We start from the raw sequence: 23,871 nt of genomic DNA on the forward strand, positions 1-23,871 counted from the left end.
TGGCTCGCGGCGTTTGATCGTCGAGCAAGTCTGTGTAGTGTCCTCGCAACAAAGCCCGAGGCCAACCGAGTGTCCAATTCCACGCCTGCAACCATCGAAGACGTCGCCCGGATCGCCGAAGTGTCGATCGCGACTGTTTCGCGGGCCATTCACATGCCGGAGAAGGTTGCCAAATCCACGCGGCTGAAAGTCAACCAGGCTATTGCGCTGACGGGCTACACCACCAACGCGATGGCGCGCAGCCTGCGGCTGGGGCGCTCGAACATGATCCTGGTGGTCGCGCCCGACATCGGCGACCCGAATTTTTCCAGCATTCTGGTCGGCCTTGAAAACGAAGCGCGCGCTCACGGCTACGGCGTGCTGATCGGCCATACCCAGAACGATGCGCAACGCGGATTGGAGTATCTGAAGTTCTTCAATTCCTACCAGGCCGCCGGGCTGATCCTGTTCACCGGCATCCTTCCCTTCGGCCATCAGGCCGCGACGGCCAGCCTGCCTCCCAGTGTCGGCGTGTTCGAACCCGTTTTCAACGGGGGCATTCCCTATGTCGGGGTTGATGATGTCGAAGGCGCACGCAAGGCCGTCGATCTGCTCATTTCCGAAGGCCACCGCCGGATCGCATTCATCGGCGACTCCAACACGCGTCTTGCCTATGGCCGGCGCCGCTTGGGGTACGAGGCGGGACTTGCCGCAGCCGGCATCCCCTTGAATCGCCAGATGGTCCTGGACGGCGATGGGACAGTTGAAAGCGGCCGACTGGCGCTGGAGCAACTCTTCATGCGCGACGATCTTCCGACAGCCTTCATGTGTGTCAATGATCAGACCGCGCTTGGTGTCACGCTTGGCCTCAAGGCGCGTGGCTACGAAATACCGGACGACTTTTCAGTGACCGGTTTCGATGACGTCCCGCAAGCAAGCTTCATGACCCCTTCCCTGACCACGGTCCGCCAGCCACGCACCGCAATCGGCAAGCATGCGATGGCGTTGCTCCTCGATATGCTTTCGGACCGTGCTGCCCCCGAAACCGAGATCCTGCTGAGACCCGACCTGGTCGTACGCAACTCCGTTGGCCCTCCGCCTGACGGGAAAAAACGCTGATCTTATCCGTGCCGACGGGGTGATGGTCGCTGAGGCAGTCTCGTCAGGCGGTGTCAGCCGAACCCGCCTCTGTGCTGTGGAACGTGTCCCATCCGCCACATATCGCCAGGTCGGATAACTGTCGACTCGATGATCTGATTTTGATCATGGAGGATCCCCAACCCGACGCGGGTGCTAGCAACTGAAAGCGAGACCGAAGATACCCCTCGCTGCAAGCTCTCCGCTTGCAGCCGTCAGAAAACGCGGTGAGGCGTGGCGCGCGGGTGGGACTCGCTTCGCCCGGCAGATATCTGTCCGCCCCCGACCGAACGGCGTCTGCCCTTAGTCGGGCAGACGCCGTTCGGTATTGGCGTCGAAAAGATGAATACTGCCGGGTGCAAAGTTCAGTCCGACCCTGTCGCCGGCTCTTGCCTCCGATCGGCCATTGAAGACCACCGAAAGCTCTGGCGTTGTTGCCATCGTCAGGAAGCATGTTGCCCCGGTCGATTCGACCAGCGCCACTTGCGCCGAGAGAACACCCTCATCCGCCGCAGCAAGTTCGATATGCTCCGGACGCAAGCCAACGATCAAGGCCTGCCCCGGCTGCACCTCCCGATCGAGGACGATCGCTTGTTTGACACCGAGGTCCAGAATGATCGAGCGTCCATCCTGACCACCCACCGCAGGCAAGAAATTCATGGCCGGGGACCCGATGAACCCGGCGACGAACTTGTTGCCCGGCTGGTCATAGAGCTCAAGTGGACTGCCCTGTTGTTCGATGACGCCATCGCGCATGATGACGACGTGGTCCGCCATCGTCATAGCTTCGACCTGGTCATGGGTGACATAGACCGACGTAGCACCCAATCGGTCGTGCAACGCGCGGATTTCTTTGCGCATATGAACGCGAAGTGCGGCATCGAGATTGGAAAGCGGCTCGTCGAACAGGAATGCCTTGGGATGACGGATAATCGCCCGGCTCATAGCCACGCGCTGTCGCTGGCCGCCGGAAAGCTCCCGCGGATAGCGCCCGAGCAGGTGCGTAAGCCCGGTCACCGCGGCGACTTCGTTCGCAGCCTTCTTGCGTTCGGTCTTGGCAACACCCCTGATGCGCAGGCTGTAGGTCAGGTTTTCCTCGACCGTCATGTGCGGATAGAGCGCGTATGACTGGAACACCATCGCCACATCGCGCTTGCGCGGTGGTACGGCGTTCATGACCTCGCCGGCAATCCTCAAGGTGCCGGAGGATATGCTCTCCAGCCCGGCCAGCGACCGCAGCAGCGTCGACTTCCCGCAACCGGAAGGGCCGACGAGCGCAGTGAAGCTACCCTTGCGGATCGAAAGCTCGATGTCCTTCAGCGCGTGATAGGCACCATAATACTTGTTGACGTTCGTCAGTTCGATCTGGGCGGTCATTTGAGCGCTCCCGAGGTAAGGCCAGAGACGATGCGGCGTTGCAGGAGGACGAAGATGGCGAGGATCGGGGTCACGTAGATCGCCGCGTAGGCCATGATGTTGTTCCACTCATTGGTGTTCGGGCCCATGAAGGAATTCAACCCAACACTTGCCGGTTGCAGCTCGACAGCCTGGATCATCGATTTCGAATAGACGAACTCGCCAAAGGCCTGCATGAAGATCAGGATGGCGCTGACGAGGATACCGTTGCGCGCCAGCGGCAGGATGATGTTGAAGAAAGCGCCGACGCGCGAATTGCCGTCGACAAGGGCTGCCTCCTCCAATTCCTGCGGCACACTCATGAAGGTCGCCCGCACCAGCACGACGAAGAACGGCATGCTTTTCGCCGCTATCGCCAGGATCACCGCAAGCCGGGGATAGTTGAGCAGCCCGATCTGGGAGAAACCCACGAAGATCGGCGTTACCATCAGCGATGCCGGAAGCACCTGCAACATGAGAATGAGGAAAAGCCCGATATCGACCCAGATGTTGCGATAGCGCGCGAGCACGTAGGCGCAACCGACCCCGAGCACGGTGATGACGATGACCGCTCCGCAGGCGATGACCAGAGAATTCCAGATGTATCGGCCCATGTTCCGGCTTTGCCAGACGTCGCCGAAGATTTGCCATTGGGGATTGGTCGGCCAGAAGGTCGGCGGGGTGGCGAACATCTCCGAACCGGATTTGATCGTGGTGATGTACATCCAGTAGAGCGGGAACAGATAGATACCGGCGAGAACAATTGCGATTACCAGCATCAGCCGGTCACGGGATACGGTATTCATCCGCGCACCTCATGCCGTGTAGAGCGCACGTATACGACCGAGGCGACCATCACGAAGACGATCATGATCACGGAAATGGTTGCGCCCTTTGCGAAGTCGTATTGTCGGAAAGAGAGGTCCCAGGCCCAATATTGCGTGACGTTCGACGCATTGTTCGGCCCTCCCGAGGTGATTGCCGCGAAAAGATCGAACTGTTGCAGTGTGAAAATGAGCCCCAGCGCGATGATCGCGCCGATGGACGAACGCATCATCGGCAGCGTGATCGTCCAGAATCGTTGCCACACATTGGCGCCGTCCAGCTCGGATGCCTCATAAAGATCCCGCGGAATGGCCGACAGACCAACGGACATCAGGATCATGTTGAACGAAGTGCCGAGCCAGATATTGGCGATGATCACGGCCCAGAGGGAAAAGCCGGGGTCCGAGCGCCAGAAGATATTGCCAGCGATGAGACCGGATTCTCGCAGGATGAAGTTGAGCACGCCGAAGTCGCCGGAGAGGATCCAGTTCCAGATCGCGCCAACGACGAGACCCGGCATCACCCACGACACCAGGAACAGACCACGCAGCCACGATGCGCCCGGAAAATTCGTCCAGAAGAACAACGCCAGGCCAAAGCCGACGAGAAACTGTCCGGCGATCGAGGCGATGACGAAGGTCGCTGTGTTAGCGAGGATCGGCCATGTTTCCGGCTGGGCGAACAGATCCCGGTAATTCTTGAGGCCGACGAAGGGGCGCCAGAAGCTGCCGAGGCTGAACATGTCGACTTCCTGGAAGCTCATGACGATGTTGTAGAGTAGCGGCAGCCCGGACAGAGTGAGCAGGAACGCAAGCGGCAGGCTGACAAGACCGATATCGAAGCCGCGACCGTCGATCATGCTGGATAAAAATCGTTTCATGAGCTCCTCCGCCGCCGAGGTCGCAGCCGACATCGGCGGCAAGCGTCTCGACCTGCAAACTAGAACGACCGGACTGGTGCCGACAGCCGGCATGACTTCCTGGTTTTCCGCTCCAACGTCTGCGTGCGATGGAGCGCCCTTCATGGCAAGGCTGCGAACGCGCTTCAAGGAAAGCCAGAAGCGCTTCGCCCCTTCAAATGGTCTAGAGCGTCTCCGGTTTAGACAGGGTCGCAGAACCGCTCTAGCTCTTTGTTCACGCATCTCCTGACGGAAAATCGCTTCGCACTTCTCCTGGAAATGCTTTAGCCAAGCACCGCCTTTATCTTTTCAGCCGCCTGGTCGAGCGCTTCCTTCGGCGCCATCTGCCCGGTCAAGGCTGCCTGAATGGCGTCCTGGATCGCCTTGGAAATCTTCGGCCATTCCGGGTGCGGACCGCGCGGCTTTGCGTATTTGAGCTGCTCGTTGAAGACCTTGAGGGCCGCGTCCTTGAGCGGCACGCCGGTTTCAGGAATGGCGATGTCGGAGCGGGCCGGCAGTTGGCCGAAGTCCTTGAACATACGGTTGTCCTGGGATGCGAAATATTCGAGCACCTTGAACGCCTCGGCCGGATGTTGCGTATTGGAGAAAATCGCCCAGTTGAAGTCGCCCATAGCCGAAGAACGCTCAGCCCCAACTTCGGGGACCGGCAGCAGTGCCACGCCCCAATCAAACTTCGCTTCGGTCACCATGCGGTCTAGCTCCCATGGCCCCGAGATCGCCATGGCGGCGTTGCCTGAATTGAAGGTGCCGGTCGAATCCCATTGACCGCGCGTCAACGTATCCGGCGAGGCCAGCTTCTCGGTGATGATCGTCTTCCACACGTCGAGCGCCTTGACCGCGCCGTCAGAATTGATGTGCTCGTAGCTACCGCCAGCCATCTGTGCCCAGGGCAGGAACTGGAAAGTCCCCTCTTCATTGGCCTTGGCCGAGAAGGCGAGACCATAGACGTTGGCTGCAGGATCCGTCAGCTTGCGAGCCGCATCGACCAATTCGTCCCAGCTCTGGGGTGGTTTGTCTGGATCAAGGCCCTTCGCCTTGAACATGTCCTTGTTGTAATAGAGTGCAATCGTGTTGGTTGCCTTCGGCAGGCCGTAGTTCTTGCCGTCCCACATGGTGGAAGCGAGCGGCCCGGGGAAGTAGTTCGACGTCTTCACCACCGTCGACTTGGCGATCATATCTGTGAGATCAAGGAAGGCGCCGCGCGACGAAAACAGCGCATGTTCGGGATTATCGATGGCGATGATATCCGGCGCTTGGCCGGTCGAATAGGCTCGCATCGCCTCGCTGACGACATCGTCGAACTGGATCTGGCGATATTCGACCTTGATGCCGGTGTTCAGCTTGTTGAAGTCCGCTATCAAGTTCGGCGCCGGCTGGATGTCGCGATCGAGCGACCAGACGCTGATCGTGACGTCATCGGCCTTGGCCGAGAGACCGAACAAAGAGACACCTGCAAGGGCGAGAGCGCCCAGGATTGCGGATCCGCGGATAGCCATTTTCTCCTCCTTTGGTTATCCCGCAGCCGGCATCCTCCATGCCGGCCGATATGCACGTCTCAGACCGGATCGGTGACGAAGTCGCCGCCCCGGCAAGTCTTGAGATAGTTCAGGCCATGGACCTGGCCGGTCATCTCCAATGCGTCGCGGTAGACCGGATCGTGCCAGCCCTCGATGTCGATCGAGCCTGACCAGCCGGCCAGCCGAAGCTCGGAAATCACGTCGGTCCAATTGGTGTCGCCGAAACCCGGCGTGCGCATGAAGACGAATTTCTCCTTGCCGAAGATGCCGTGTTCGCGGATGACGTCCCAGCGGATGGAAGCGTCCTTGCCGTGCACGTGGAAGATCTTTTTCGCCCATTTGCGGATCTGTGGCAGCGGGTCGATCAGATAGACCATCTGATGGCAGGGCTCCCACTCGAGCCCGATGTGGTCGTCCGGCGTCTCGTTGAAGATCAGTTCCCAGGCATCCGGATTGTGGGCAATGTTCCAGTCGCCGGTCTGCCAGTTCCCGTCCATGGCGCAGTTTTCGAAGGCGATCTTCACACCCTTGTCGGCGGCGCGTTTTGCCAGCTCGGACCAGATTTCCCTGTAACGCGGCAAGCTGTCGGTCAACGGCTTGCCGCGGATGCGACCGGTGAAACCCGCAACGCATGTAGCGCCGAAATGGTGGGCATTGTCGATGCAGTCTCGCCAGCCCTGCAATGTCTGTTCGTCGATCGCGGTCGTCTCAAGCGGGTTCCCGAACATGCCGAGCGTCGAGATGGTGATGTCGCGGTCGCCGATCGCCTCGACGCAACGTTTGCCAAGTTCGGCAAGATCCTGGCCATTGGTCGTCTGCCAGAAGAACGGTTCAAAGCTCTCGAAGCCCATTCCGGCAATCTGGTCGATGCGTTTGTCGGCGCCGCCCTTGGTGGCCGAAATCATGGTGCCGATGCGGATGGATTTTGCAGGGTTCGTCAAGATGGGCTCCTAGGCTGCAATGGTGACGCGTTTGCCATTACGAGCGCTGTCGATCGCGCCGAAGACCATGGCAAGGCTCTTGATGTTGTCGCTGCCGTCCGTCTCCGGCACGGTTCCCGCATCGACCGCACTGATGAAACGCTCGATGACGCTCGCATGACCGTTCGTGTCAGCCCGGTCCTCGGCCTCGGGCACCACGATCGGCTCGACCGCCCGCAGGAAACCCTCGCGACCCGTGACGACATTGGCCTCGAAGAGCTCGCCGCCATCCCAAAGCAAAGTGCCCTTTGAACCGGTAATGCGCCACGTGCTTTCCCAGCTGGTGTTGGCGCCTTGCGCACACCAGGATCCGCGATAAGTGAAGGCGACATTGTCGGAAAATTCAAAGATCGCATTGGCCGCAGCGCCGTGGCGATACCAGGAGCCTTGCGGATTGTATTCGTGACAATAGACGGCAAGAGGATCCTTGCCTGACATGAAGCGCGCGGCATCGAAAGTGTGGATGGCCATGTCGAGCAGCAGAACGTTGTCCATCTGCTCGCGGAAGCCGCCGAAGTGCGGGCCGAGGAAGAAATCACAATGCAACGCCGTCAGTTCGCCAAGGCTGCCGGACTGAATGAGGCGGCGGATACGACGGACACCGTCGATGAAACGTCGATTCTGGACGATCGCATGCACACGTGAAGCGTCGGCTGCGAGCCGGCGCAGTTCGCGCGCCTCATCGAGCGTGGCGGCCATCGGTTTTTCGCTGAGCACGTGACAACCATGCGCCAGACCGGCTGCCACGACCGCGCGCCGCGCGGCCGGAACGACCACGTCAAACAACAGATCGGCCTTGCTCTGGCGAAGGACTGTCGGCAGGTCTGTACCGATGATGATGTCGTGAAGCTTGAACTCGGCGGCGAGCGCTTGCGCCGTCGCCTGATCGAGATCGACGAGGCCCACGACCTCCACCTTCTCCCTGAGAAAGTCGCTCTCCGTCAGAGCCTTCAGCCAGCCTTTGGCCATAGCTCCGCACCCACACAAAACGGCCCTGTGTCTCACGTGATTTCCTCCAGAAAACGAAAGCCGCAACTCCTCAATTGGCTTCCGTAAACGTTTACGATACTATGCGGCAAGGGGTTTTTGTGTCAAGAGGTGTGAAAATGACCAGTCGCGGGTCTGGGGAGGAACGCGGAAAAATGAAGGGGATTCGCCAACTTGCCGAACACCTCGATATCTCGATCGGCACGGTCTCCCGCGCGCTGAACGGCAAGCCCGACGTCAACGAAGAGACGCGAAAAAGGGTGCTTGAGGCGGCGGAATCGCTCGGCTATGTCGCCAACCAATCGGGCCGTGCGCTGAGGAAGGGTACGACGGGCGTCATCGGTTTCATGATGCAGACCGGATCCGAAATCACCGGCCAGGGCGACACCTTCTTCATGAGCGTCTTCGACGGTGTACAGACCGTCTTTGCTCGTCACAAGCTCGATCTGGTCGCCCTGCTCTGCTCCTCGCAGGAGGATCCGAACGACTATTTGAAACGCGTCGTTGCACGTGGATTTGCCGACGGCATCATCCTTTCGGCAACGAGACGCCACGACGCCCGCTTCGAACTGTTGGCCAAGCGCAAGATCCCGTTCATCACACTGGGGCGAAGCCTGACCGATGTCGGTCAGCCCTGGCTCGATCTGGATTTCGAGGGCATGGCCGAGGCGTCCATCGATCGGCTCGTTGCCCGCGGTCACAAGCACATCGCCCTTACGCGACCGCATGACGACATGAACCTGGGCTATGTGTTTGAGGATCAATGCCGGGCGACCCTTGCCCGACACGGGCTTCGCCTCGATGAGCGTCACATTTTTCGTTCAACCCCAAACGAGGCGGGAGGGTACCTAATCGCCCGCGAACTGAGCGCGCTTGAGACCCGTCCGACGGCAATCGTGCTCATCAACGAAGCGATCACCGTCGGCCTTTATCGCGGGCTGGTGGAAGCCGGAATAAAACCCGGGCGAGACATGGCGATCATCGGTCGCCAAAGTCCGCATTCGCAATTCCTATCGCCCCGCCTGACGTCATTCAGCCTGTCGCTACGCGACCTCGGGATTGCACTTGCCGAATCCCTGCTCGCGACCATGCCGGCTTTTGCCGACATCTACCCGGCGAGACATGCGCGACTGCTCTGGCCCATGGCTCTCGTTCCGGGCGAAAGCGATTGAGCAACATTCGATATGTCCAATCAGCAGCCCCGAGAACTGGTTTTTTTGAAGATCTCGAGATGCTCCAGAGCATCGCGAGAAAAGCGCAATCTTTTGCGCTGACCTCGCCGCACCATCAGCAGAAACGCACTCTGTGCGGCTATACATCTTCGCCTTGAGCGAATTCGAACCGCTGACACCTATTCCGAAGCGGTGGAATTGTACAACGAATTCACACTGTTAGCCAGTCGATGTCATACCCCCGGCAAAGAGCTAAGTTTTGTGTATTGTCTCAAGCGAAGGCAGTGCGAAAAATGGGTCAACTTGCCGTCAACATTCCGATGTTCGAGCAGCTTCCAATCAGCGATGCCTGATCGAACTTTTGGACAAAAAGCTTTCCCAGAAAGCGCATAGTGTACTGGCGCCTTGATGGCACGTGGCGGAAAGGCGAATGAGATGGTCCAAAGGCTCGTTCCTACCGCCCGGAGGTACGGTCGATCGACGCCAAGGAAATCTCTGTCAACTTAACCCAGCGCTTGGCTCGCCAGCGCGTAGATCCTCGGACGGTCGTTGCGGCTGTCGGCGGGAATCGGCAGTTCACCGAGCCTCATCGTCGTGACGGTATCGAATACAGACATGCCGGATCGGTCAACGAACTGGGAGAAAAGACCGTCGTTCTGGCTGGTGTCAAGACGAAGGAAGCGACCAGCATGTTCGGCGACCTGAGGTCGGATGACCGCAATCGCATGATGGTCGCTACTGGCGACTACGGGGCCGATTAAATGCCCCCGACCGAAGGGTCTGCACAGGGAAAATGCCTCGATCCGGTCGTTGCGAAAGAGGCCCAAACCCTTGGAATGAGACAGCAACTTTTCGAGAAGCGGCGTTCGGTCGACGCCATAGGCCTCCTGATCGAGCTTACCCAGAGATGGAAGGTCGCCCCGGCTGATTTCCCTTAAAATTGTTTCGTCGGGTGCAAAGGGTGGCGTGTCAGGCGCGACGGCCTCTCCCTGGCACTGATAGACGGTTTTTTCCGCAACGAACCCAAGGGAACGATATAATCGCCGCGCTGCCCGGGTCGCGTTGAGACGCAAGTTGCACCCGTCCAGATGTGTAAAGGCGTGACGCATTAGCCATTGCCCGGTTCCATTGGCCTGCAGGCGTGGGGAGGTAATCACCATCCCTATGGTGGCAAACTTGTCCCCGTGGGGGAACCACATGGCAGAACCCAGCACGCGGCCGATGCTGTCCATGGCTACGAGACCTTTTCCGACATGGCGCAAGAATTGCCAATCCTCTGCCCGGTGGGGCCAACCCACCCCGATGGACAAGGCATGCAGTTGATCGATCTCTGCCTCGTTAATATCGGCGATCGTCATCTGTATGGAATCGATCACCAGAGACCTGGATGTCACCCTCAGCGCCCTCAAACTTGCTGTTTGCTCTTCAAACGCAGATAAACCGCATCCTGCAATGTGAGTAACATTGCGAATAGAATGTAAAGCGAAATGACCGATAGGAATTGCTCCAGACCACCTGCCATTCGGAACAATACACTGAAAATGGGTGCGTTTTCGGCACGCAATCCCGCAGCACGCCACTAAGCTTTGGATCCAACTCCACCCGCCACCTACTCGCGGGAGGCCTACCAATGCTCAGAGAAGCCCTCTAGTTCAGGTTCACATAATGCAGGCCGTTGAAATTCTCGAACAGCTGGTGGCTTTTCCCTCCGTCGTTGGCCAGGCGAACGGCGCCATCGTCGAATGGATTCGCGCTTATGTCGCGCGTTTCAATCAAGACGTGACTATTCTTCCGGGGCCGGAAGGCGACCGCTCGAACCTCTTCGCAACCATTGGTCCCAAGAACGTCCCCGGCTATCTCCTTTCGGGCCACATGGACGTGGTGCCGGCCAACGAACCGGAATGGTCGTCGGATCCCTTCTGGTTGCGCGCGCAGGCTGATCGTCTCTACGGTCGCGGCACCTCAGACATGAAGGGCTTTCTTGCAGCAACACTCGCCGCCTTGCCGGAACTCGCATCAAGACAGCTTTCGCAACCTATCCATTTTGCTTTTTCGTACGACGAGGAAGCGGGCTGCCGCGGCGTGCCGCATTTGATCAAGCGTCTTCCCGAACTCTGCGCTAAGCCCGAAGGCGCGATTATCGGCGAACCGAGCAACATGCGCGCGATCTGCGCCCATAAAGGCAAGGCGGCAGCGCGCGTTGAAATCCGCGGCCGGTCGGGCCATTCCTCGCGACCCGATCAAGGCTTGAATGCCATCCACGCCATGGCGGAGGTGCTGACGGATGCAGCCGCTGCCGCCGGACGTCTTGCACTTGGTCCTTTCGATCCGGCTTTCGCCCCCCCTTACTCCTCGCTCCAGGTCGGTACGGTCAAGGGCGGGCAGGCCGTCAACGTCATTCCCGATCTGTGCAGCGCCGAATTTGAAGCGCGCGCTATTGCCGGCGTTTGCCCCTCTGCACTGCTCGCCCCGATCAGAGAAAAGGCCGAGAGCCTGCGAAGCCGGGGGCTGCGGGTGAACTGGGATCTGATGAGCGCCTATCCAGCCTTGTCGCTTGCGAGCGATGCACCACTGGCGCAACTGCTCAGGGAGTTGACGGGGCAGGAGCCGCTTGCGGCGGTTAGCTACGGAACGGAAGCCGGTCTCTATCAGGAGGCTGGGATCGACGCGATCATCTGTGGCCCAGGCGATATCTCACGCGCGCACCGGCCGGACGAGTTCATTCTCGTGGACGAGTTGATCGCCTGCCAGTCTATGATCGAAACACTCGGCGCGAGGCTTTCCAAGTGAAGAAGGCGCACACCGTGACAGGCGCGGATGCGACAGGCGACCAAACGAGAAAACACTGATGACTTTGCTATTCAATTCCGACGCCGAACGCGGCCGCATCTTCCGGGAAGCTTTCGCCCGTGAACTTCCGGACCTTGCCTTTTCCATGGACCCGGCAGCCGTCGAACCTCACGACGTGCGTTACCTGATCACCTGGACGGCGCCCGCGGACCTCGGCCGATATGGAAATCTGGAGATCGTCTTTTCAATCGGTGCCGGCGTCGATCAATTTCAGATCGACCGCCTGCCGGAGGGAGTAAAGCTGGTGCGCATGGTCGAGGATGGGATCATCCGCATGATGCAGGAATATGTGACGTTTGCAGTGCTGGCGCTGCACCGCAATCTTCCGGCCTATCTCCTCCAACAGAGAAAGCAGGAATGGCAAGGCATTCCGCAGGCGCAGGCAGCCGACCGGACGGTCGGCGTTCTCGGCCTAGGCGCACTGGGCAGCGCCGTACTCTATCGCCTGAAGCCTTTTGGTTTTGCCTTGTCCGGCTGGAGCCGCAGCCGGCGCGAGATCGAAGGCGTGGCCACTTATAGCGGACAGGACGGGTTGCATGATTTTCTGAGGGATGTCGATATTCTGGTCTGTCTGCTGCCATTGACGGACGAAACGCGCGGTTTCCTGAATTCGGATTTGTTCGGCATGCTGCCGATCGGTGCCAGTCTCATCCATACCGGACGCGGCCCGCAGCTCGATCATGCCGCTCTGGTCGAAGCACTTGACAGTGGCCATCTGGCGAGTGCGGTAATCGACGTAACGGACCCGGAGCCGTTACCTCCCGGCCATGTCTTCTGGTCGCACCCGAAGATCATCCTCACCCCGCATGTGGCGAGCGTCACCCAGGCGGAAACGGCAGCAAGCGCCGTCATCGACAACATCAAACGCCACCGCACAGGCCTCGATCCGATCGGCCTGGTCAATCGGACGCGCGGCTACTGATCTGACAGCCAACCAAGAAAGGCTCTCCATGACTCTGCTGAAAACCATCGACACCAATCCTACCACCTCGCCGCGGGAATCGAAGCCCTTGCCGGAACGCCTGATCAGCGGCGACCCGTCCTTTAAAACCTGGCCGCAGGACGTAACCCGCGGCGAGATGATCCACACTGGCATCTGGGAAGCGACGCCAGGCGAGACGCGTTCGATCAAGGGGGAGGCGTTTGAGTTCTGCCACATCCTGTCCGGCATCGTCGAGATCACGCCCGACGATGGGGAGCCGGCGCTCTACAAGGCGGGGGACAGCTTCGTCATGAAAACCGGCTTTACCGGTGTCTGGAAAACCATTGAGACAGTCCGCAAGATCTACGTCACCATCATGTGACACGATCCTGGGGCTGCCCCCCTCGCTCACTTTGTAACCTCCGGCGGCTGCGCATGCTCATGCGTCTTGCCGCCGCTTCTTTGTAACTCTCCAACAAGGCAACTGTCGCGCTGCTGCCCCCGAAGATTCAGCTGGTAGGGCTTGGTAAAACGGAGTTTTCGTCCGTCTGCAGGGGCCAGTCGACGCATGATGCCGGGGATCCGAAGCTAATCTTGTGCAAACCCACCGCAAGGATATGCCATGACCCTCAGCTTCGACCCAGATACGCTTTCACTGCCGAAGGGGCACTTCATTGGTGGCCGACTGATCGAGGCCCCGGGCCAGTTGCCGATCGAACGTCCGTCTGACGCAAAGGCTTATTGGGACTGCCCGGTCGCCGATGCGGATATCGTCGACCAGGCCGTCGATACGGCGAAAAAAACATTGAAAGCGAGCGGCTGGGCAGCGGTGCGGCCACGCGAGCGCACCAAGGCGATGCAGCGCTGGGCCGATCTGATCGAACAGGAGGCTATCACTCTTGCCAGATTGGAGGCCGTTGGTTCCACACGCCCTGTCGGCCACCTGATCGCCGGCGACATTGCAGCGACCGCGGAACAAATTCGGTTTTTCGCGGAGTTTGCAGACAAGGAAGGCAGCGACCTCGTGCCGACCGATGACGGCAGCCTCGGCATGATCATGACCGAGGCCTATGGCGTGGTCGGCGCGATTACGCCCTGGAATTTTCCGCTCTCCATGGCCGGGTGGAAGCTCGGCCCCGCACTCGCCGCTGGCAATGCGATCGTGCTGAAACCCTCCGAGATGACGTCTTTCTCGACGCTCTATCTTGCCGAGCTTGCGGTGCGCGCCGGTTTGCCGGCGGGGCTCATCAACATCGTTCTGGGTGACGGGACGACCACCGGCAACGCGATCACAGGTCATCCGGATATTGCCAAGGTGAGCTTCACTGGCTCGACCAGCGCGGGCTCGGCCATCATGGCCAATATCGCCCGGACTGGCGTCAAGCCGATGACGCTTGAGCTCGGCGGCAAGAGCCCTCAACTCGTTTTTGCCGACGCCGACCTTGATCTGGCCGCCGGAGCCATTGCCACTAGCCTTCTTTCCAACGCCGGACAGGCCTGCGTGGCCGGATCGCGCCTCATCGTTGAGGCGAAGGCGGCGGATGCCTTGGCGGAGGCCATCATTGTCAGGCTGGCGACCGTCCGCCCCGGCCCCACCTGGGACGAAACCACTGACTATCCGCCAATCATCTCCGAGCGGCAGATCGGCCGCATGGACAGCATCATCCGCGCCACCATCGAAGGCGGCGCCGAATGCCTGGCGGGTGGCAAGCGCCTCGACCGTGAAGGCTACTTCTACGCGCCGACGCTGATCTCCGGCGTGACGGCAACGTCGCCCGCCGTGCTTGAAGAAATCTTCGGCCCGGTGCTGACCATCCAGACGTTCGAGGATGAGGAAGAGGCGTTGTCCCTTGCCGACCACCCGACCTACGGGCTGGCAGCCGGCCTCTTCACCCGCGATCTTTCCCGAGCCATCCGCCTAACACGGCGTCTGCAGGCCGGTACGGTCTGGGTCAATCGCTACGGCCGTTCGCGCGATCATATCCTGCCGACTGGGGGCTACAAGCAATCCGGCATCGGCAAGGACCTCGGACGCGAAGCCTATCTCGCCAACCGCAAGAGCAAGAGCGTGCTTATCAGCCTCTGAGGACCGACCATGAAGATCTACAAAATCGCCCTTCTGCCAGGAGACGGTATCGGCCGCGATGTCACCGATGCGGCCTGGGCTGTCCTGGAAAAAGCTGCCCGGACAACCGGTTTCGCCTTGGCAGGCACCAGCTACCCCTGGTCCTGCGACTACTTTCTCCAGCATGGCAGCATGATGCCGGCCGACGGTATCGAGATACTGAAATCCTTTGATGCCATCCTCCTCGGTGCGGTCGGATGGCCGGCGAAAGTTCCGGACTCGGTCTCGCTGCACGGGCTTCTCCTGCCCATCCGCAAGGCCTTCGTCCAATATGCCAATATCCGCCCGCACAGGCTGCTGCCGGGCGTTCAGGGCCCGCTGAAGGCCAACGGTTTCGACATTCTGTGTATCCGCGAAAACACCGAGGGAGAATATTCAGGCGCCGGCGGCCGCGTCCATCAGGGCGCCGACAATGAAGTGGCGGTCGAGACCTCGATCTTCACCCGCAAGGGCGTGGAGCGCATCCTGCGCTTTGGCTTCGAACAGGCCCGCACCCGGCGCGGCAAGCTCGCTTCCGTCACAAAATCCAATGCGCAGAAATACTCCATGGTCTTCTGGGATGAAATCACCCAGGCGCTTGCGCGGGAGTATCCAGATGTGGAGGTGACGAGCTACCATATCGACGCGATGGCGGCGCGCATGGTCATGGTCCCGGAAAGCCTGGACGTAGTGGTCGCCTCCAATCTGTTCGGCGATATCCTCACTGACCTTGGCGCCGCCATTCAGGGCGGGCTGGGTTTCGCCGCCTCCGCCAATATCAATCCTGACCGCACCGCGCCGTCAATGTTCGAACCCGTCCATGGCTCGGCGCCAGACATCGCCCATTTCGGCATTGCCAATCCGATCGCCGCCATATGGTCGGGTGCGATGATGCTGGATCACCTTGGCGAGAAAACCGCCGCCGAAAACGTGATGGCTGCAATCGAAGCGACGACGGCGCGCGGCATCGGCGCCATCCCCAGCAAGGACAAAACAGACGCAATCACAACAGCAGTGCTTTCAGCACTTGGCCAATAGGGAAGAGAGCATGATAAACGAGTTGAAGGACACCAGCCTGTTTCGCGAGCATGGGCTTATCAACGGCCAATGGTGCGGCGCAGCGTCGGGACGCAAAATAGAGGTCTTGGACCCCGCATCGCAGGACGCGATCGGCGTGGTGCCTGACATGGACGGCGGTGATACCCGCGCGGCGATCGTGGCGGCGGAGAATGCCTTCGGATCGTGGCGCAAGAAGACGCATGCCGAGCGCGCCGCCTTGCTGGAGGCCTGGCATGACCTGATGATCGAAAACATCGAGGATCTCGCGCTGATCCTGACGAAGGAACAGGGCAAGCCGCTGCCCGAGGCGCGCGGCGAGATTCGCTACGGGGCCTCGTTCGTGAAATGGTTTTCCGAAGAAGCCCACCGCATCGGCGGCACGACCATTCCGTCACCGACAGCGGACCGGCGGATCGTCGTCCTGAAGGAGCCGGTCGGTGTATCCGCGATCATCACGCCCTGGAATTTCCCCAACGCGATGATCACCCGCAAGGTCGGCCCGGCGCTTGCCGCCGGCTGCACCGTCGTCATCAAGCCATCGGACCTGACGCCTTATTCGGCACTTGCGCTCGGCGTTCTGGCAGAACGCGCCGGCATTCCGAAGGGCGTCATCAACATCGTCACCGGCATGCCGACCGAGATCGGAAACGAGCTGATGGCGAATGAGACTGTTCGCAAGATTTCCTTCACCGGTTCCACCCGCATCGGTGCCCTTCTGATGCGCGGCGCATCCGACAGCATCAAGCGGCTCAGCCTGGAACTCGGCGGCAACGCGCCTTTCATCGTCTTCGACGACGCCGATCTCGACCTTGCCGTCGAGGGGGCGATCGCTTCGAAATTCCGCAATGGCGGCCAGACCTGCGTCTGCGCCAACCGCCTTCTTGTCCAATCCGGTGTGTATGACACCTTCGCCGAGAAGCTGGCCGCCCGCGTCTCGGCCATGAAGGTCGGACCCGGCACGGAAGCCGGCGTCGATATCGGCCCGATGATCAACAAGGCCGCAATCGAAAAGATCAACCGCCATGTGGACGATGCTGTCGCCAAGGGTGCTCGAATCCTCACGACTCCCGGCCCCATGCCCGCAGGCGAGCAATTTACGGCCCCGATCGTCCTTGGTGGCGCGACGACCGAAATGCAGCTTGCCAGCGAGGAAACCTTCGGGCCCGTTGCCCCCCTCTTCCGTTTCGAGAAGGAGGAGGAGGCAATCAGAATCGCCAATGCAACCCCCTTCGGCTTAGCGGCCTATTTCTATACCGAGAGCCTGAAGCGCTCGTGGCGTGTCGGGGAAGCGCTGGAGTTCGGCATGGTTGGCCTTAATACCGGAGCAATTTCGACAGAAGTTGCCCCCTTCGGCGGCGTGAAACAGTCCGGCCTTGGCCGTGAAGGCGCCCAGTGCGGCATCGAGGAATATCTGGAAATGAAGAGCTTCCACATCGGCGGGCTCACGTGATCGGCTGACGAGAACAACGAATAAGGGCGCCGGGAAATCATCCCGGCGCCCTTTTTGTTTCTCGCTGATGCCTTTACTGAAACCGGTCGAGGGTCTTGTAGTACAGCCCGACAAGCGGCAGGAACCACGGCTTGCCGAAATGGCCGGGAACGGCCGGCCAGTCGAGTCCCTTTACCGGATTGCGATCCGTCTTGCCCAAAATGGCGTCGGCGATGATCATGCCAAGGTGAGTGGACAATTGCGCGCCATGGCCGGAATAGCCCATGGCGTACCAGACGCCATCGACATAGCCAGCGCGCGGATAGCGGTCCTTGGTCATGTCGACCAGCCCACCCCAGCAATAGTCGATTTCGACGCCCGCCAGCTGTGGGAAGATTTGAAGAAGGCTCGCCCGAAGGACGTCTCCGCTCTTTGCGTCCGACCGCTGATCGGAGGTCGCTGAAAAGCGGGCGCGGCCGCCAAAGATCAGCCGGTTGTCGGGCGCCAGCCGGAAATAGTTGCCGATGTTCATCGAGGTGACGCAGGTCCGGTTGCCGGGCATCGTCGCCGCGATTTCGGCTTCGGTCAGCGGTCGGGTCGCGATAATAAAACTGCCGACCGAAACGATGCGGCGACGGAAATAACCGAACACCGATGGCGTATAGGCGCCAGTCGCCACGAGCACGTGATCGGCGGTGACGGTCCCGCGCGCGGTAGCCAGGCTGTGACGTCCATTTCCCTTGCGATGGGCCGTTACCGCCGCCTTTTCAAAAATGGTAGCGCCGTGGCGGGCGGCGGCGGTGGCGAGCCCTACGACGTAGCGCCCCATATGCATCATCGCGCTCTTCTTCGATAACATTGCGCCATGGAATGGCGAGCCGACCTCATCCTTCAGGTCGGTCGCCGTCAGAAGCGCAGTGTCCGGATCAACCTCGTTGTGAACTGCCTCGAAATTTCGGGCAATGGCATCGAAATGCTGCGGCTTGGAGGCGAGCTTGAGCTTTCCGGCCCGGCGGAAATTGCAGTCGATCTCCTCCTCGGCAATGATCGCCTCGATTGTGTCGATCGAGTCATCGAATGCCTGGTAAAGCGCGACGGCGCGCTCTTTGCCAAATGCAGCCTTGGCGGCAATGAAGCTGTGGGCGAGGCCATTGTTGAGATGCCCGCCATTGCGACCGGAAGCGCCCCACCCGATCCGTTCCGCCTCCAGCACGACGACGCGGACGCCATCCTTCGCAAGATGGCGTGCGGCAGCAAGGCCGGTGAAGCCGCCGCCGATGATGGCGACGTCGTAATGTCCATCGACGGGGCCTTGCGCGGCGGCACCGAAGTCGGGGGCCGTGTCGTGCCAGTAGGATTTGAGCTTCATTGCCATGCCCCCGTCAGAGCCCGACGACGCCCGGCAGGCCCGAAATATCCGCAATTTCGACATAGCCGTAATAGGGGTTCGCCGGCTCGTGACCGCGATTGACCCAGACCTTGTTCTTGATGCCGAGGTCGTGCGCCGACATCAAGTCATAGCGGAAGGAGGACGAGCAGTGCAGAACGTCCTCAGGCCGGCAGCCCAGCATATCAAGCATATATTCGAAGCCTTTGAAGCGCGGCTTGTAGGACTGCGCCTGCTCCGCAGTATAGACCGCATGGAAGGGCGCGCCGAGTTTTTCGACATTCGACATGATCTGTGAATTCATCGCGTTGGAAAGGATGACCAGCGGGATTTCCTTGGCAACCTTGGCAAGGCCGGCCGGCACATCCGGATGTGGCCCCCAGGTCGGCACACGTTCATAGACCATCCGCGCGGCTTCCTCATGGAATTTTATGCCGTTGCGCTTGCAGGCCCGTTCGAGCGAATTGTGAACCACCTCGTTGTAAGGCTTCCAGTCGCCCATGATTTCGTCGAGACGGTAGGCGGCAAAGTTCTTGATGAACTCAGCCATTTGTGGCTCGTCGAACTGTTCGCCGTAAAGGTCGCGCGCGGCTTCCGCCATCTGGAAGTTGGTCAGTGTCCCGTAGCAGTCGAAGGTGATGTATTTCGGGCGGAATTGAGCCATGGCTGTAGAATCCTTGAATAACCGAAGCGATGTTGCCTATCTCAATCATAGGCGGCGGCCCGCCCCTTCGCTCGACTGAAATCAGCGGCGGCATAGCAGATTGTTCCGTATCACGCGCACACTTTGGCACAGTGTTCCGCCGCAGCAGTCATCGGCTCGGCTGGGCTTGCTCGACGTGGTCCCCGACGCGCCCGCTGGTCAGCATAAGATGCGGTGAGCCATCAAAGCTACGGTGAAAGATACCGCCAGCACCCCGTCCTCGGGACGATCTTCTGACACCGCGGGTCTAAGAATAAGAGAGCTTTTCAAGGATCCAACAGATGCACACAAGTCAAATCGATCTTGTGGCCTTCGGGCCCGAACATCTCGAAGGTGCTGTCGCTTTGTCGCGTCAGGCCGGTTGGCCGCATCGTCCGGAAGACTGGCAGACGGCGCTCGCCTTGAGCCGCGGGATCGTGGCCGTTTCAGATAATCACCATGTGGTCGGGACGGCACTGGTCACTCCCTATGGTACAGACTGCGCAACGATCAACATGGTAATTGTCGATGAAGCTGCTCGCGGCCGCGGTCTCGGGCGCAGGCTGATGCAGGCCGCACTCGACATCGGTGGCGAGCGACAGTTGCGTCTGGTTGCAACCACCGACGGGCTTCCGCTCTACGAAAAACTTGGCTTCCAGCCGGTCGGCACGATCCTGCAATATCAGGGGAAGATCCCCGCTATAGCAGCACCCGATGGGATTGAGCACGCCTGCGAAGCCGATTTTGACGCTGTCGTAGCGCTCGATCGCGCCGCCTTCGAGGCTGATCGAAGAGCCCTCCTGACGCATATCGCAAAGGCCGGACAGTTTGCCGTGCTACGGCGAGCAGACAGGATTCAGGGTTTTGCAGCTCTGCGTGCTTTCGGACGGGGCGACGTGATCGGTCCGGTCGTGGCCGAGAATTTGCAGGATGCCTGTTCGCTCATATCCTTCTTCATCGGGAGCCGACCGGATGCATTTCTGCGCATCGATACCACAGCCGACACGGAACTCGCTCCATGGCTGGAAAGCTTGGGACTTGGCCATGTCGGCGGCGGCATAGCCATGCGCACCGGCGGAACCGAAGCGCCGGCTCGCGCGCCATACAAGACCTACGCTCTCGCCAACCAAGCCTTTGGCTGACCTGGAGACCTGCATGTTTAGTAATTCCCTCATCGAACTTGATCGCGCGCACCTGGTTCATCCGGTAGCTTCCTATCGAACGCATGAAACGCTCGGGGTGCGCGTGCTGGCATCCGCCTCTGGCGCGACAGTCACCGATGCCACTGGCAAGCAGCTGGTCGACGGTTTTGCCGGTCTTTGGTGCGTCAATGCCGGCTATGGTCATGACAGCATTGTCGAAGCCGCTGCAAAGCAGATGCGTGAACTTCCTTATGCGACCGCCTATTTCGGCCTCGGTTCAGAGCCCGCCATCCGGCTCGCCGCCGAACTTGCCGACCGTGCACCGGGCGACCTCAACCACGTTTATTTCACGCTTGGTGGCTCCGATGCCGTCGACAGTACGGTTCGCTTCATCCGCTATTACTGGAATGCCCGTGGCAAACCGAACAAGGACCAGTTTATCTCCATCGAACAGGGCTATCATGGATCGTCCACCGTGGGCGCCGGTCTGACCGCGTTGCCGGCTTTCCACGCGGGTTTCGGCCTGCCCTTCGATTGGCAGCACAAAATTCCATCCCATTATGCCTATCGCAATCCGGCTGGAACGGATCCGCAAGCGATCATCGCCGCTTCGGTTGCCGCATTGAAGCAGAAGATCGAACAGCTTGGTGCTGAGCGGATCGCAGCATTCTATGCCGAACCGATCCAAGGGTCCGGGGGCGTACTGGTACCCCCCAAAGGCTGGATGAAGGCTATGCGGGAGGTCTGCCGCACGTTCGACATCCTCTTCGTTGCCGATGAGGTCATCACCGGTTTTGGCCGCACCGGCCCGCTGTTTGCATGCTCCGAGGAGGAAATCGTCCCCGACCTCTTGACAGTCGCCAAGGGCCTGACGTCCGGCTATGTACCGATGGGGGCGCTGTTCATGTCTGAACACGTCTACCAGACCATCGCCGAGGCAGCCGGCGCTTCCGCCGTCGGGCACGGCTATACCTACTCGGCTCATCCCGTCAGTGCAGCGGTCGGCCTGGAAGTTCTGCGCCTCTATGAAGGCGGGCTTCTGGAAAACGGCCGCAAGGCCGGCACGCGCCTGATGGCGGGCCTCGAAAGTCTAAGGGATCACCCGCTGGTCGGCGACGTCCGTGGCCGCGGTATGCTGGCTGCGGTCGAGCTTGTGGTGGACAAGGAGCGGAAGACCCCTCTTCCGGCTGCGGCCGACCCGGCCCGCCGCATTTTCGACCGAGCCTGGAGGAACGGTCTTATTATCCGCGCCTTCGCCAACGGCGTTCTGGGTTACGCGCCGCCGCTCTGCTGTACCGACAGCGATATCGACGCCATCGTCGAGCGCACGCGACAGACGTTGGACGAGACGCTTGCCGATCCCACGGTGCGCGCCGCCATGGTCTGAGGGTAGAGCGCCGCCGGCGGTGATCCGGGAAATATCGTAGAATCCGCATATTCGCAATTTTGTGCCGTCGGGCAGGTTCAAAACGGAGAATCCGGCAGACCATTGCTGCGAAACTGGAGGCCGGTGAAAGGAAAGAATTGAGGATCTTGGTTTTCGAAGAACCGGCGGCACTCACGGCATCCGCGAAGCCGCCCTCTCGTTCACTTTCGATCCGTTACGGCTCTTGGCGCTAGTCGCGCAGCTGCATAGATCCGTCGAAAAGGCGGGCGAAACAGAAAATTCAACAAAAAGGGGAATGACATGAACGACAAGACCACGAATTGGACAAAAGCCGACGACGCAATGGTTGAACCCGCCACCCGGCGTGGCGCAACCCGCCGCGAACTTCTTCAGATGATGCTGGCCGGCGGCGTTGCCACGGCGGCGGGCGGCTTCATGCTCGGCAATGCCACGCGCGCCGTTGCGGCCACTCCGGTTTTCGGCGGCGCCCTGAAAGCGGCCGGCTGGTCGTCCTCCACCGCAGATACTCTCGACCCGGCCAAGGCCTCGCTCTCCACCGATTATGTGCGTTGCTGCGCCTTCTATAACCGCCTGACCTACATCGACCAGACCGGCGCGACGCAGATGGAACTGGCCGAGTCCGTCGAGAGCAAGGATGCCAAGGTCTGGACTATCAAGCTGCGAAACGGCGTGACGTTCCATGATGGCAAGCCGCTGACGGCAGACGACGTCGTTTTTTCGCTGAAGCGTCACTTGGACCCTGGCGTCGGATCGAAAGTCGCCAAGATCGCGGCGCAGATGACCGGGTTCAAGGCAATTGACAAGCAGACTGTGGAAATCACACTGGCCAACGCGAATGCCGACCTGCCCACGATTCTCGGCATGCATCATTTCATGATCGTAGCCGATGGCACCACGGACTTTTCCAAAGGCAACGGCACCGGCGCCTTCGTGCGCGAGGTCTTCGAACCCGGAGTCCGCTCGGTCGGCCTCAAGAACAAGAATTACTGGAAATCCAGCGGCCCGAATGTCGATTCCTTCGAATACTTCGCCATCAGCGACGACAATGCGCGCGTCAACGCCCTTCTGTCCGGTGATATCCATCTTGCCGCATCGATCAACCCGCGTTCGATGCGGCTGGTCGAAAGCCAGGACGGTTTCGCACTTTCGAAGACCACCTCCGGCAACTATACCAACCTCAACATCCGGATGGACATGGCGCCGGGGGACAAGAAGGACTTCGTCCAAGGCATGAAGTACCTGATCAACCGCGAGCAGATTCAGAAATCAGCTTTGCGGGGTCTTGCTGAAATCGGCAACGATCAGCCGATTTCGCCCGCGAACCTCTACCACAACGCCGATCTCAAGCCGAAGGCCTTCGATCCGGAGAAGGCGAAGTTCCACTTTGAAAAGGCGGGCGTGCTGGGGCAGTCGATCCCAATGATCGCGTCTGAAGCAGCAAACGCCTCGATCGACATGGCGATGATCGTTCAGGCGGCGGGCGCCGAAATCGGCATGAAGTTCGACGTCCAGCGCGTACCCGCCGACGGCTACTGGGACAACTACTGGCTGAAGGCGCCGGTCCATTTCGGCAACATCAATCCCCGGCCGACACCCGACATTCTGTTCTCGTTGCTCTATGCGTCGGACGCGCCGTGGAACGAGAGCCAGTACAAGTCCGCGACGTTCGACAAGATGCTCATCGAGGCGCGCGGCTCGCTCGACCAGGCAAAGCGCAAGGAAATCTACAACGCGATGCAGGTCATGGTCGCGGAGGAAGCGGGTACCGTTATCCCCGCCTACCTTTCTAACGTCGATGCCACCACAGCCAAACTGAAGGGGCTGGCTCCGAGCCCGCTCGGCGGCCAAATGGGCTACGCTTTTGCGGAATATGTCTGGCTCGAAGCCTGACGAGGCGAGTGGCCGAGGGCAAATTGCCCTCGGTTCGCTTTCCGATCGCGTATAGTCGGTCGGCCGAACGTCAAAGGAAGCGCGCAT

Annotated in this window: 20 protein-coding genes; 11 read left to right on the forward strand and 9 right to left on the reverse strand. The window is 60.2% G+C overall.

Translation table 11 applies throughout. The features are described from left to right. Positions 1-69 precede the first annotated feature (69 nt). Positions 70-1,098 (forward strand): LacI family DNA-binding transcriptional regulator, encoded by a 1,029-nt coding sequence (locus AC244_RS17945; RefSeq protein WP_053250178.1) that lies wholly within the window; start codon positions 70-72, stop codon positions 1,096-1,098. Between the two features lie 321 nt (positions 1,099-1,419). On the opposite strand, the gene AC244_RS17950 is transcribed toward AC244_RS17945, so the two are convergent. From AC244_RS17950 to AC244_RS17975, 6 genes are all read right to left on the reverse strand, one after another. Beyond that, on the reverse strand, positions 1,420-2,493 hold the full coding sequence (locus tag AC244_RS17950) for an ABC transporter ATP-binding protein (protein WP_053250179.1): 1,074 nt from the start codon (positions 2,491-2,493) through the stop codon (positions 1,420-1,422). Further along, entirely contained in the window at positions 2,490-3,317 is an 828-nt protein-coding gene (locus tag AC244_RS17955; protein WP_053250180.1) for a carbohydrate ABC transporter permease, read from the reverse strand. The genes AC244_RS17950 and AC244_RS17955 overlap by 4 nt, the downstream gene beginning before the upstream one ends. After that, positions 3,314-4,216, reverse strand: coding sequence for a carbohydrate ABC transporter permease (locus AC244_RS17960; RefSeq protein ID WP_053250218.1), 903 nt, complete (start codon positions 4,214-4,216; stop codon positions 3,314-3,316). Before AC244_RS17960 ends, AC244_RS17955 begins: the two co-directional genes overlap by 4 nt. Positions 4,217-4,518: 302 nt before the next feature. Further along, entirely contained in the window at positions 4,519-5,751 is a 1,233-nt protein-coding gene (locus AC244_RS17965) for an ABC transporter substrate-binding protein (protein WP_053250181.1), read from the reverse strand. 59 nt (positions 5,752-5,810) lie between these two features. After that, complete coding sequence (locus tag AC244_RS17970) at positions 5,811-6,713, reverse strand: sugar phosphate isomerase/epimerase family protein (protein WP_053250182.1); 903 nt, start codon at positions 6,711-6,713, stop codon at positions 5,811-5,813. 9 nt (positions 6,714-6,722) lie between these two features. Beyond that, positions 6,723-7,757 (reverse strand): Gfo/Idh/MocA family protein, encoded by a 1,035-nt coding sequence (locus AC244_RS17975; RefSeq protein ID WP_082366900.1) that lies wholly within the window; start codon positions 7,755-7,757, stop codon positions 6,723-6,725. A gap of 137 nt (positions 7,758-7,894) precedes the next feature. On the opposite strand from AC244_RS17975, the gene AC244_RS17980 reads away from it, so the two are divergent. Beyond that, on the forward strand, positions 7,895-8,911 hold the full coding sequence (locus tag AC244_RS17980; protein WP_053250184.1) for a LacI family DNA-binding transcriptional regulator: 1,017 nt from the start codon (positions 7,895-7,897) through the stop codon (positions 8,909-8,911). A gap of 503 nt (positions 8,912-9,414) precedes the next feature. Here the strand turns inward: AC244_RS17980 and AC244_RS17985 are convergent. Next, complete coding sequence (locus AC244_RS17985) at positions 9,415-10,269, reverse strand: GNAT family N-acetyltransferase (RefSeq protein ID WP_053250219.1); 855 nt, start codon at positions 10,267-10,269, stop codon at positions 9,415-9,417. A 307-nt stretch (positions 10,270-10,576) separates the two neighbouring features. On the opposite strand from AC244_RS17985, the gene argE reads away from it, so the two are divergent. From argE to AC244_RS18015, 6 genes are all read left to right on the forward strand, one after another. Then, positions 10,577-11,701 carry an acetylornithine deacetylase gene (gene argE / locus AC244_RS17990; protein WP_053250185.1) on the forward strand — a complete coding sequence of 375 codons (1,125 nt, stop codon included), beginning with the start codon at positions 10,577-10,579 and terminating at the stop codon, positions 11,699-11,701. 58 nt (positions 11,702-11,759) lie between these two features. Then, positions 11,760-12,683: a 2-hydroxyacid dehydrogenase gene (locus AC244_RS17995; RefSeq protein ID WP_053250186.1), complete on the forward strand. Its 924-nt coding sequence runs from the start codon at positions 11,760-11,762 to the stop codon at positions 12,681-12,683. A gap of 28 nt (positions 12,684-12,711) precedes the next feature. After that, on the forward strand, positions 12,712-13,065 hold the full coding sequence (locus AC244_RS18000) for a cupin domain-containing protein (protein WP_053250187.1): 354 nt from the start codon (positions 12,712-12,714) through the stop codon (positions 13,063-13,065). Between the two features lie 240 nt (positions 13,066-13,305). Continuing rightward, a complete protein-coding gene (locus AC244_RS18005; protein ID WP_053250188.1) occupies positions 13,306-14,769 on the forward strand; it encodes an aldehyde dehydrogenase family protein in 1,464 nt (487 codons plus the stop codon). Positions 14,770-14,778: 9 nt separating this feature from the next. After that, positions 14,779-15,825 carry a tartrate dehydrogenase gene (locus tag AC244_RS18010; protein WP_053250189.1) on the forward strand — a complete coding sequence of 349 codons (1,047 nt, stop codon included), beginning with the start codon at positions 14,779-14,781 and terminating at the stop codon, positions 15,823-15,825. Between the two features lie 13 nt (positions 15,826-15,838). Then, entirely contained in the window at positions 15,839-17,296 is a 1,458-nt protein-coding gene (locus AC244_RS18015; RefSeq protein ID WP_152976003.1) for an NAD-dependent succinate-semialdehyde dehydrogenase, read from the forward strand. 73 nt (positions 17,297-17,369) lie between these two features. On the opposite strand, the gene AC244_RS18020 is transcribed toward AC244_RS18015, so the two are convergent. Then, the gene (locus AC244_RS18020) at positions 17,370-18,644 is read right to left on the reverse strand and encodes an NAD(P)/FAD-dependent oxidoreductase (RefSeq protein ID WP_053250220.1); all 1,275 of its coding nucleotides are present in this window, start codon (positions 18,642-18,644) and stop codon (positions 17,370-17,372) included. 13 nt (positions 18,645-18,657) lie between these two features. Next, positions 18,658-19,326, reverse strand: a complete 669-nt coding sequence (locus AC244_RS18025; RefSeq protein WP_053250191.1) for a haloacid dehalogenase type II — start codon at positions 19,324-19,326, stop codon at positions 18,658-18,660. A gap of 320 nt (positions 19,327-19,646) precedes the next feature. Here AC244_RS18025 and AC244_RS18030 point away from each other — a divergent pair, with 320 nt between their 5' ends. The 3 genes from AC244_RS18030 (at position 19,647) to AC244_RS18040 (ending at position 23,784) form a co-directional block, all read left to right on the forward strand. Beyond that, on the forward strand, positions 19,647-20,486 hold the full coding sequence (locus AC244_RS18030) for a GNAT family N-acetyltransferase (RefSeq protein WP_053250192.1): 840 nt from the start codon (positions 19,647-19,649) through the stop codon (positions 20,484-20,486). 13 nt (positions 20,487-20,499) lie between these two features. Continuing rightward, complete coding sequence (locus AC244_RS18035; RefSeq protein WP_053250193.1) at positions 20,500-21,873, forward strand: aspartate aminotransferase family protein; 1,374 nt, start codon at positions 20,500-20,502, stop codon at positions 21,871-21,873. 300 nt (positions 21,874-22,173) lie between these two features. Continuing rightward, the gene (locus AC244_RS18040) at positions 22,174-23,784 is read left to right on the forward strand and encodes an ABC transporter substrate-binding protein (RefSeq protein ID WP_053250194.1); all 1,611 of its coding nucleotides are present in this window, start codon (positions 22,174-22,176) and stop codon (positions 23,782-23,784) included. Positions 23,785-23,871 lie beyond the last annotated feature (87 nt).

It is taken from the genome of Ensifer adhaerens, assembly GCF_001270265.1.
Taxonomy (GTDB): Bacteria; Pseudomonadota; Alphaproteobacteria; order Rhizobiales; family Rhizobiaceae; genus Ensifer; species Ensifer adhaerens_B.